Origin of the sequence: Mesorhizobium sp. M2A.F.Ca.ET.039.01.1.1, assembly GCF_003998035.1 — a bacterium.
In the GTDB taxonomy this organism is placed as follows: domain Bacteria; phylum Pseudomonadota; class Alphaproteobacteria; order Rhizobiales; family Rhizobiaceae; genus Mesorhizobium.
On the sequence record NZ_RZRY01000176.1, the window covers coordinates 1 to 10251 of the forward strand.

Below are 10251 nucleotides of genomic sequence, written 5' to 3' on the forward strand. Positions count from 1 at the left end.
GACATAGATCAGGGCGAGGGGGCGGCGGCTGCGCGATTAGTGCGCTGCGGATTTGGCATCCACCAGATTCGAGATCGGGATCTGCAATGAAATTCGGCACAGAGATCGTCCTTCTAAGCGTGTTCGCTTTTGCGGCCCTGGTGGCCGCCGGCTTCGGCGTGGATGAACCTTTCCGCCGACACATGTGGGTGTTGTTCTTCGCAGTGGCTGGTTTCACTGCGATCCTGTTGCGCAACACGGAGTTCAAGCCAGCAGCTCCGATTGACCCATCCGCTTACATGGATGGTCCGATCCGCTACGGCGCGATCGCCACCGTGTTCTGGGGTGTCGTCGGCATGCTGGTCGGCGTGGTGATCGCGCTGCAGCTCGCCTACCCCGATCTCAACATCCAGCCCTGGTTCAATTTCGGTCGTTTGCGGCCGTTGCACACATCCGGTGTCGTCTTCGCCTTCGGCGGCAACGCGCTGCTTTGCACGTCTCTGTATGTCGTGCAGCGCACCTGCCGCGCCCGCCTCTTCGGCCGTGATCTGGCCTGGTTCGTCTTCTGGGGCTACCAGCTGTTCATCGTCATGGCCGCGACCGGCTACCTGCTCGGCATCACCGAGGGCCGCGAGTACGCCGAACCCGAATGGTATGTGGATGTCTGGCTGACCATCGTCTGGGTCGCCTACCTCATTCTGTTCCTTGGCACGATCCTGAAGCGCAAGGAACCGCATATCTACGTGGCCAACTGGTTCTACCTGTCGTTCATCGTCACCATCGCGATGCTGCATGTGGTCAACAACCTGTCCATACCAGTCTCGTTCCTGGGCTCCAAGAGCTACTCCGCCTTTTCAGGGGTCCAGGACGCCTTGACGCAATGGTGGTACGGCCACAACGCGGTCGGCTTCTTTCTCACCGCCGGCTTCCTCGGCATGATGTATTATTTCGTGCCCAAGCAGGCGAACCGGCCAGTCTATTCGTACCGGCTGTCGATCGTCCATTTCTGGGCGATCATCTTTCTCTACATCTGGGCCGGGCCGCATCACCTGCACTACACCGCCTTGCCCGATTGGGCGCAGACGCTCGGCATGGTGTTCTCGATCATGCTGTGGATGCCGTCCTGGGGCGGCATGATCAACGGCCTGATGACGCTGTCCGGCGCCTGGGACAAGCTGCGCACCGATCCGATCATACGCATGATGGTGATGGCCGTCGCCTTCTATGGCATGTCGACCTTCGAAGGCCCCATCATGGCGATCCGGGCGGTCAATTCGCTGTCGCATTATACCGACTGGACGATCGGCCACGTCCATTCGGGCGCGCTCGGCTGGGTTGGCATGATCTCGTTCGGCGCAATCTACTACATGGTGCCGAAGCTCTGGAACCGGCAACGGCTCTACTCGTTGCGGCTGGTCACCTGGCATTTCTGGCTGGCGACACTTGGTATCGTTGTCTACGCCGCGGTGATGTGGGTATCCGGCGTCATGCAGGGCCTGATGTGGCGCGAATACGACGAGCAGGGCTTCCTGGTCTACTCCTTCGCCGAGACCGTCGCCGCCATGCACCCCTACTATGTCATGCGCGCCATCGGTGGGGCCATGTACCTCTCCGGCGCGCTGATCATGGCCTGGAACATCACCAGGACCATCCTCGGCCACCAGCGCGAGGAGGAGCCGATGCCGAGCCCCGTCGCCATCCGACCTGCGCGATCAGGAGCCAGGTAATGGGCTTGATGGACAAACACGCAATCATCGAGAAGAACGCCACGCTTCTTCTCGTTGGCTCGCTGCTCGTGGTGACGGTCGGCGGCATCGTCGAGATCGCGCCTCTCTTCTATCTCGACAATACGATCGAGAAGGTGGAAGGCATGCGCCCCTATTCGCCGCTCGAACTTGTCGGGCGCAACATCTATATGCGCGAGGGCTGCTACCTCTGTCATAGCCAGATGATCAGGCCGTTCCGCGACGAAGTTGAGCGCTATGGCCACTACAGCCTAGCTGCCGAGTCCATGTACGATCACCCCTTCCAGTGGGGATCGAAGCGCACCGGGCCGGATCTCGCCAGAGTTGGCGACCGCTACTCGAATGCATGGCATGTCGCGCATCTTACCGACCCGCGCTCGGTGGTGCCGGAATCGATCATGCCGAGCTATGGGTTCCTGAAAGACACGCCGATCGACGTGAAGGATTTCTCAACGCATCTGGTCGCCAACAGGCTTGTAGCCGTCCCTTACACCGATGACATGATCGTCCACGCCAATGCGGATCTGGCGGCGCAGGCCGATCCCAATGCCGACACATCAGGCCTTGAGGCGCGTTACCCAAAAGCCAAGATCGGCGACTTCGACGGCAACCCGCAACAGGTCACCGAAATGGATGCCCTGCTCGCCTACCTGCAGATGCTTGGCACACTGGTCGACTTCAAAAATTACGACGAAGCCGCCGGCTACCGCTGAGGAGAACGCTGATGACCTACAATTTGATGCGGGCGTTTGCCGACAGCTGGGGCCTGGTTGCGATGGCGCTGTTCTTCGTGGGGTGCATCGCCTTTGCCCTACGCCCCGGCAGCCGAAGGCTGGCCGACGAAGCGGCCCGCATTCCGCTCGAGGACGAGTGATCATGAGCGACGAGCATATCGATGAAATCTCTGGCGTCTCGACCACCGGCCACGAATGGGATGGCATCCGGGAGCTGAACAACCCGCTTCCCAGATGGTGGGTTATCACCTTTTACGTCACCATTGTCTGGGCGATAGGCTACACCATCGCCTATCCAGCATGGCCTCTGTTGCACTCGGCGACGAAGGGTGTGCTCGGCTATTCCAGCCGCAACGAGGTCAGGAACGAGCTGACTGCGGCTGAGGCCGCCAAGGGCAAATATATCTCGGCGGTGGAGTCCAAGAGCGTCTCGGAGATCTCCGCGGACGACGGCCTGCGCGAATTCGCAATCGCCGCCGGTGGCGCCGCTTTCAAGGTCAATTGCGTACAATGTCACGGCTCCGGCGCCCAAGGTTCCAAGGGCTTTCCCAATCTCAACGACGACGACTGGCTATGGGGCGGCAAGGCCGAGCAGATCCAGCAGACGATTACGCACGGCATCCGCTTCGCATCCGATCCGGACACGCGCCTGTCGGAAATGCCGGCCTTCGGCGACATCATTACCGCCGACCAGATCGCACAAGTCAGCGCCTACGTGGCCAGCCTTTCCGGCAAGGTCCGCGATGCAAGTCTGATCCAACCCGGCGCCAAGGTCTTTGCCGAGAACTGCGTCGCCTGTCACGGCGACAATGCAAAAGGCAACAGGGAATTCGGCGCCCCCGACCTGACCGATGCGATCTGGCTCTATGGATCCGGTGAGACAGCCATCGCCGCACAGGTCCGTGCGCCAAAACAGGGCGTCATGCCGGCCTGGGTTGGCCGTCTCGGCGAGATCAAGGTCAAGGAACTTGCAGTTTATGTCCATTCGCTTGGCGGCGGAGAATAGGAATGGAAGTCCTATTCTTCGGTCCCCCCTGCCAAGCGGACGAGGCCCGGCGTGAGCCGGGCCTCGACACCATCCCTAATGCGATCTGCACAACCCGGCAAGGCTATCCTACCGCGAGGCTTTACGACAGGTGCCCCTGACATTGGCTGGGAAAGTGGAGTTGCACATGCGTGATAAGACGCAGTTGACACGGCTCGAAACAGAAACTGTCAATTCCGCCAAAACCCGCAAGCCGCTTTATGCCGCGCGTCAAAAGATCTTTCCGAAGCGCGCCTCGGGCAACTTTCGTCGCTTCAAATGGCTGGTGATGACGATCACACTTGGCATCTACTACCTGGCTGCGTGGCTGCCTTGGGCTCGCGGTCCATTTGCCCCGGACCAGGCAGTCCTGCTCGATCTCGCGAACCGGCGCTTCTACTTCTTCTTCATCGAGATATGGCCCCAGGAATTCTTCTATGTGGCCGGCCTCCTGGTCATGGCGGGCGTCGGTCTTTTCCTGATCACCTCGACTGTCGGCCGTGCCTGGTGCGGCTATGCATGCCCTCAGACGGTGTGGGTCGATCTGTTCCTCGTCGTCGAACGTGCGATCGAGGGGGACCGCAACGCCCGCATGAAACTTGACGCAGGTCCCTGGACCGCGCGCAAGCTCATGCTGCGTGTGTCCAAGCACACCATCTGGCTGGTCATAGGGGCGGCGACTGGCGGCGCCTGGATCTTCTACTTTGCCGATGCACCGACGCTGCTCGGCGAGCTCTTCACCGGCACTGCGGCGCCCGTCGCCTACATCACTGTCGCCGTCCTGACGGCTACCACCTACACGTTCGGCGGTCTGATGCGCGAACAGGTCTGCACCTATATGTGCCCGTGGCCCCGCATCCAGGCGGCCATGCTCGATGAAAATTCCCTCACTGTCACCTACAATGACTGGCGCGGCGAACCGCGTTCGCGCCACGCCAAGAAGGTGCTGGCCGCAGGCCAGCCCGTGGGCGACTGCGTCGACTGCAATGCCTGTGTCGCGGTCTGCCCGATGGGGATAGACATTCGCGACGGCCAGCAGCTCGAATGCATCACTTGCGCGCTCTGCATCGACGCCTGTGACGGCGTCATGGACAAGCTCGGCAAGGAGCGTGGGCTGATCGCCTATGCGACGCTCTCCGACTACAACGCCAACATGATGCTGGCGACTGCAGGCGGGTCCAGCTCAGTCAATCCATCGCTGATCAGGACCGCTGATGGCCTGTTCTCCGACAAGGTGGCGCATTTTCACATCCGCAAGATCTTTCGGCCGCGCACCTACGTCTACATGGGCTTGTGGTCGCTGATCGGCCTCGGCCTGCTCTATTCGCTGCTGACGCGCGATCGGCTCGAACTGAACGTATTGCATGATCGCAATCCCCAGTTCGTCACGCTGACCGACGGATCCATCCGCAATGGCTATACCGTCAAGCTGCTCAACATGATCCCCGAGCCGAGGACGATCGTCGTAACCATGCAGGGCCTTGAAGGCGCTGACATGGTCGTCGTCGGCGACGACATCCCCGCAGGCCGTTCCTTCGCCATTCCGGTCGAACCCGACCGCCTGAAAATGCTGAGGGTCTTCGTTCGCCAGCCGGCGGACCAGATCCGCGCTCCGGCACAGACCTTCAAGTTCCGCGTCGAGGACAGAGCCAGCTTTGAGTCGAACGAGTACACCGCCACCTTCAACGCGCCGGAGCCCCTCAGATGACTGCCAATGTACAAAAGCCTCGTGAATTCACCGGCAGGCACATGCTGGTCATCATCCTGGCCTTTTTCGGCGTGGTCATCGCAGTCAATCTGACCATGGCAACGCTCGCCAGCACAAGCTGGACTGGCCTCGTCGTCGAAAACACCTATGTGGCGAGCCAGCAATTCAACAAGAAGGCCGAGGAAGGACGGGCGCAGGCAGCACTTGGCTGGACCGGCAAGCTGACCATCGCATGGGGCGAAGTTCGCTATGGCCTCGCCGACGTCGCCGGCAAGCCGGTTCCCTTGCACGGCGTCAAGGTGCTGTTTCGCCATCCCGCGTACGAGAAGGAGGACAAGTCGGTCACCCTCGCACCCGCCTCGGGCCAGGAATTCGCAGCCCAGCACATGCCGAAGGACGGCGTCTGGATTGTCGAAGTCGACGCCGACGCCGGTCTGGACAAACCGTATCGCGACGTCCGCCGGATCATGATTTCCAATGGAGCGCTGCAATGAGTTGTTGTGCACCGGGCGCCGAAATGGCGCTTGATCTGGTCAACACCGGATCGGTCCTGCCGTCCAGCCAGGAGATCAGGCTGGCGAGCCGATCGCTTGGCGATGATCTTCACCAGACCGATCTTTCAGTACCGACGGTTCATTGCGCAGGCTGCATCCAGACGATCGAGACGGCGCTGGGAAAGCTCGATCGCGTCGAGAGCGCCCGCGTCAACCTGTCGACGAAACGGGTCTCTGTCCGGTGGCGTGGTGACGAGGTCCCACCGTTCGTCGTCGCGCTTGGGCGGCTAGGCTACCAGGCGCATCTCTTCCCTTCCGAGGTCGGCGACAAGGACAGGACGTTATCGGATTTGATCCGCGCGGTCGCGGTTGCCGGCTTTGCGGCGGGCAACATCATGCTGCTTTCGGTCTCGGTCTGGTCCGGCGCCGAAGGTGCTACCCGCGACCTGTTTCACTGGGTCTCGGCGCTGATCGCCATTCCTGCCCTCGCCTTCGCCGGCGGCATCTTCTTCCGTTCGGCCTGGAATGCTTTGCGCCATGGCCGCATGAATATGGACGTGCCGATCGCGGTCGGTGTTTCGCTCGCCTACGCCATGAGCCTCTACGAGACGATCAACCATGGCGATCACGCCTATTTTGACGCGTCGGTATCGCTGCTGTTCTTCCTGTTGATCGGCCGCACGTTGGATCACGTGATGCGCGAACGTGCCCGGACCGCTGTGAAAGGCCTGTCCCAGTTGGCCGCACATGGCGCCATGGTGCTGCGCAGCGACGGCGCGCGCGACTATTTGCCGGTCGGCGAGATCGAACCAGGCATGCGGTTGTTGATCGCAGCCGGTGAGAGGATCCCCGTCGACGGCAAGATCATCCAGGGAACGTCGGATCTCGACTGCTCGCTGGCCTCAGGCGAAAGCACGCCGAAAAACGTGGCGCCGGGCGAAGCAGTTCAGGCCGGCGTGCTCAATCTTACCGGCCCGCTGACGATTGAGGCGACAGCCGCCGCGAAGGATTCGTTTCTGGCGGAAATGGTTCGTCTTATGGAAGCCGCAGAGGGCGGCCGCGCGCATTATCGCCGGATCGCCGATCGCGTTTCAGCGCTCTATGCCCCGGTGGTTCATCTCACAGCCTTCGCGACGTTCCTTGGCTGGATGGCGGTGACCGGCGACTGGCACCGGGCGATAACCATCGCCATTGCCGTTCTGATCATCACCTGCCCGTGCGCGCTCGGCCTCGCCGTACCGATCGTTCAGGTGGTCGCCGCGCGGCGCCTGTTTGAGAACGGCATCATGGTAAAGGACGGTTCTGCCATGGAGCGCCTGGCGACGATTGATACAGCGGTGTTCGACAAGACCGGAACGCTCACGCTCGGCCAGCCCCGGCTGGTCAATGCATCGTCGATCGATCCGGCCATGCTGGCAGTCGCGGGAGACATGGCTACGCATTCCCGCCATCCTTTTTCAAAGGCCATAGCCGGTTTTGCCCATCCCGGCGGGCAGTACAAATTTGATGCCGTCACCGAGCATCCAGGGTTTGGAATCGAAGCCACTGGAGCCGGAAGCACCTGGCGGCTAGGCCGACGCGGATGGGCTGGATGGAGAGCCCGGACCGGTGGTGAAGGCAAACATGGCGGAACCGTGCTGACAAAAGACGGGTTCATTGTCGCGACCTTCGATTTTGAGGACGCGCTGCGCGCAGACGCCAAGGCGGCGATCGGGCAATTGAGCCATGCCGGGGTGTCAGTGGAAATGCTGTCGGGCGATACTGCGGGTGCCTGCGGTGAAGTCGCAGAAATGCTGGGTGTCAAGGACTTCGTTCCGTGCCTGCTGCCATCCGGCAAGGTCGAGCGCATCGAGACCCTGGCGAAAGACGGACACAAGGTTCTGATGGTTGGCGACGGCCTCAACGACACGCCGGCGCTCAGCGCGGCGCATGTCTCGATCGCTCCAGCTACCGCCGCCGACATTGGCCGCAATGCCGCCGACTTCGTATTCCTGCGCGAAAGCCTTCTGGCAGTGCCTCTCGCGCTGGACGTCTCGCGCAAGGCGGGACACCTGATCCGCCAGAACATCGCGATTGCGATCGTCTACAATGCGGTGGCAGTACCAATCGCCATCCTCGGGCACGCCACGCCTTTGTTAGCGGCGATTGCCATGTCTGCCTCATCGGTGCTTGTTATTGGAAACGCATTGCGCTTGCACGGCTTCGGGGCGAATGCGACGCTGCAAGTTATTCAAAAAGTCGGACGCTCCGCAGTCAGCTATTCGGCATAATCCTCGTGACGACGTTGCTCTATCTCATACCAGTGGCCCTTTTTCTGGGTGCACTGGGTGTGTCCGGCTTCGTCTGGGCATTGCGAAGCGGTCAATACGAAGATCTCGACGGAGCCGCCGAGCGGATACTAATTGATCGGGACGACAAACCGGAACGCTGATTTCAATCCGCTGTGCATAAGATGCGCGGATCGCGCTCGTCAGTCGAGCCGGCTCGGTCGGGAACAAGCTGTCCATGCTCCATGCTCCATGCTCCATGACCATCTTGACCTAAGCTGCACACTACATTTGTGAAAAGCCTCTGTCGTGCGAAGGACTGCCTCCCATTGCACCCAGTATGAGGCGGCTGATGCCACGAGAGTACCTCGCGTGGCCGGACGAGAGCTTGGCCATGTGCGCACGGGTTCCAAAGTGGAACGTCACGGTCGATCACCTGACCGTGAACCGCCAGTGCCGATTGGTCATGTCTGGCTGATCCAGATCAGGGTCATACTCATCGGTGTGTTCTATTGACCAGTCTTCGACGGAGAAATGCATGACTTACGGAAAGATTGGTCGTCATTATCAGCACCTTCACGGTTCTGGGTTTTCTGTCGTGTGGTCGGCCATGCCTTGTGCTTACGGCGCAGCCATTAGCTGACCGGCGTCGTGTGTATCTCGCTTGCTGGCTGACCATCCGCGTGGCTGCGCGGACACGGGGGCCGATCAACAGCTTTCGCCTTTGATGGGTTGTGTGCGTCGAAAGTGGCCTTCTTTGGGCTGACTTCGTAGAAATGTTCCAGGGCTCGCATCCAGCGCCGAAGATCCTCGTGATGTCAACGTGCTGCGGAGCATCATCGGGGTTGGGACGTGCGTTTTCGAGATCGATCAACCGTCCGAAGTTGATCATTGGTTCGAGTGACGCGCGCTATTTCGACGACTATGTCGCCGCGTGGGCTTTGCTCTATCGGCGACTGAATTGCAAGGACATCGACATCGAAGCCATGCAGCAGGTTCTTGATGAGATATGCGCGGTCGTGGATAAAAGTTTCCGCTACCTTGGCTGGGATGACGAGAGAGAGCGCTACGTTCGATACCCTCGCAAGAGAGCCCGCTTCGACGTCGTGGAGCGTGAGTAGTATGCGCAAGGGTTCCAGGTGGAATGTGGCGATCGATGCGGCGCGGCCGTGGCTGACCAGCGTCGCGAGTGTCTCGCTTGCTGGCGGCGATCTGCGCGGCTGCGCGGCCAAAGGGCGGGATCGGTTAGCCGCATCCACCTCTGAGCGCTTTGAGTGCTTCGTTGCCGATCGATGCGAATCTCCCGGCCCAGCGCCTTTAGGCAATGCGGCGGCCACGGAGCTCATGTCACTCGGCTCAGTTCCACCGTTACACGAGGATAGGCGACCGGATGGCGGCACGCTGATGGGCTCTGACGATAATTTTGACATCGTTGTCGTTGGAGCCGGCCCGGTCGGCCTTTCGTTCGCTGCGTCGCTTGCCCAAAGCGAACTCAAGGTGGCAGTTGTTGAACAGAACACATTCGATAGTCTGGCGAATCCGGCTTTCGATGGTCGCGAAATCGCGCTGACCAACGCTTCGATCAGAACCCTTCGCGAGCTCGGCGCCTGGGATGTCATCCCGGCTTCGGACAAATCAGCACTTCAAGGCGCGCGCGTGCTCAACGGCTCGAGCGCATTCGCTCTTCGTTTCGATCCTCCCAGCAACTCTGGAGAACCGCTGGGGGTTTTGGTTCCAAATTGCCGGATCCGCGAGGCGCTGTTCAAAATCGTCCGCTTGCAGGATCGCGCCCGGCTGTTGTGCGGCCACTCGGTCGTCGATGCAACAAACAGCCAAGAAGGAGCAGTCGTAACGCTCTCTAATGGCGCGCGTTTAACTGCTCGGCTGGTTGTTGCCGCGGATTCGCGTTTGTCCGCCACGCGTGATCTGCTAGGCATCGGCGCCGATATCAACCGGCTTGGCCACTCGATGCTGATTTGCCGAGTGAGGCACGAGCGCGCCCACCACCAGATCGCCATCGAATGGTTCGATCACCATCAGACGATAGCGATGTTGCCCCTCGCGGAGGGCATGTCGTCGCTGCTGCTCACATTGCGCTCAAACGAGGCCTATAGACTGCTTGCCTTCGATGATGATTTGTTCCTGTCGGAGTTGACGAAACGGTGTCGAGGGCGCCTTGGAAAAATGACCTTGGCAAGCAAGCGCCACACCTATCCGCTGGTCACGACCTGGGCGCACAAATTCCGGGCGCCGAGCGCCGCACTCATCGGCGACGCTGCCATCGGCATGCACCCGGTGAC

Annotated in this window: 10 protein-coding genes; all 10 read left to right on the forward strand. The window is 60.7% G+C overall.

All coding sequences use genetic code 11. From position 1 onward, the window contains the following. Positions 1–86 precede the first annotated feature (86 nt). On the forward strand, positions 87–1706 hold the full coding sequence (gene ccoN / locus EOA24_RS15510) for a cytochrome-c oxidase, cbb3-type subunit I (protein ID WP_126057788.1): 1620 nt from the start codon (positions 87–89) through the stop codon (positions 1704–1706). Continuing rightward, positions 1706–2437, forward strand: coding sequence for a cytochrome-c oxidase, cbb3-type subunit II (gene ccoO, locus EOA24_RS15515; protein WP_126057789.1), 732 nt, complete (start codon positions 1706–1708; stop codon positions 2435–2437). The genes ccoN and ccoO overlap by 1 nt, the downstream gene beginning before the upstream one ends. An 11-nt stretch (positions 2438–2448) precedes the next feature. Then, positions 2449–2598, forward strand: a complete 150-nt coding sequence (locus EOA24_RS15520) for a cbb3-type cytochrome c oxidase subunit 3 (protein ID WP_024502864.1) — start codon at positions 2449–2451, stop codon at positions 2596–2598. Positions 2599–2600: 2 nt separating this feature from the next. Next, positions 2601–3464: a cytochrome-c oxidase, cbb3-type subunit III gene (gene ccoP / locus EOA24_RS15525; protein ID WP_126057790.1), complete on the forward strand. Its 864-nt coding sequence runs from the start codon at positions 2601–2603 to the stop codon at positions 3462–3464. A gap of 166 nt (positions 3465–3630) precedes the next feature. After that, positions 3631–5190 carry a cytochrome c oxidase accessory protein CcoG gene (gene ccoG, locus EOA24_RS15530; RefSeq protein WP_126057791.1) on the forward strand — a complete coding sequence of 520 codons (1560 nt, stop codon included), beginning with the start codon at positions 3631–3633 and terminating at the stop codon, positions 5188–5190. After that, on the forward strand, positions 5187–5684 hold the full coding sequence (locus tag EOA24_RS15535) for a FixH family protein (RefSeq protein WP_126057792.1): 498 nt from the start codon (positions 5187–5189) through the stop codon (positions 5682–5684). The genes ccoG and EOA24_RS15535 overlap by 4 nt, the downstream gene beginning before the upstream one ends. Continuing rightward, complete coding sequence (locus EOA24_RS15540; RefSeq protein WP_126059322.1) at positions 5681–7954, forward strand: cation-translocating P-type ATPase; 2274 nt, start codon at positions 5681–5683, stop codon at positions 7952–7954. Before EOA24_RS15535 ends, EOA24_RS15540 begins: the two co-directional genes overlap by 4 nt. A 5-nt stretch (positions 7955–7959) precedes the next feature. Beyond that, positions 7960–8115: a cbb3-type cytochrome oxidase assembly protein CcoS gene (ccoS, locus tag EOA24_RS15545; RefSeq protein ID WP_081714250.1), complete on the forward strand. Its 156-nt coding sequence runs from the start codon at positions 7960–7962 to the stop codon at positions 8113–8115. Positions 8116–8727: 612 nt separating this feature from the next. Continuing rightward, a complete protein-coding gene (locus EOA24_RS15550) occupies positions 8728–9072 on the forward strand; it encodes a hypothetical protein (protein WP_126057793.1) in 345 nt (114 codons plus the stop codon). A gap of 280 nt (positions 9073–9352) precedes the next feature. Continuing rightward, positions 9353–10251, forward strand: an 899-nt coding sequence (locus tag EOA24_RS15555; protein WP_189353955.1) for an FAD-dependent monooxygenase, incomplete at its 3' end; no start/stop codon positions are given.

Excerpts from the sequence above, each read along its gene's own strand:
- ccoN (WP_126057788.1), top strand. The coding sequence starts at position 87 with ATGAAATTCGGCACAGAGATCGTCCTTCTAAGCGTGTTCGCTTTTGCG.
- ccoO (WP_126057789.1), top strand. The coding sequence starts at position 1,706 with ATGGGCTTGATGGACAAACACGCAATCATCGAGAAGAACGCCACGCTT.
- EOA24_RS15520 (WP_024502864.1), top strand. The coding sequence starts at position 2,449 with ATGACCTACAATTTGATGCGGGCGTTTGCCGACAGCTGGGGCCTGGTT.
- ccoP (WP_126057790.1), top strand. The coding sequence starts at position 2,601 with ATGAGCGACGAGCATATCGATGAAATCTCTGGCGTCTCGACCACCGGC.
- ccoG (WP_126057791.1), top strand. The coding sequence starts at position 3,631 with ATGCGTGATAAGACGCAGTTGACACGGCTCGAAACAGAAACTGTCAAT.
- EOA24_RS15535 (WP_126057792.1), top strand. The coding sequence starts at position 5,187 with ATGACTGCCAATGTACAAAAGCCTCGTGAATTCACCGGCAGGCACATG.
- EOA24_RS15540 (WP_126059322.1), top strand. The coding sequence starts at position 5,681 with ATGAGTTGTTGTGCACCGGGCGCCGAAATGGCGCTTGATCTGGTCAAC.
- EOA24_RS15550 (WP_126057793.1), top strand. The coding sequence starts at position 8,728 with ATGTTCCAGGGCTCGCATCCAGCGCCGAAGATCCTCGTGATGTCAACG.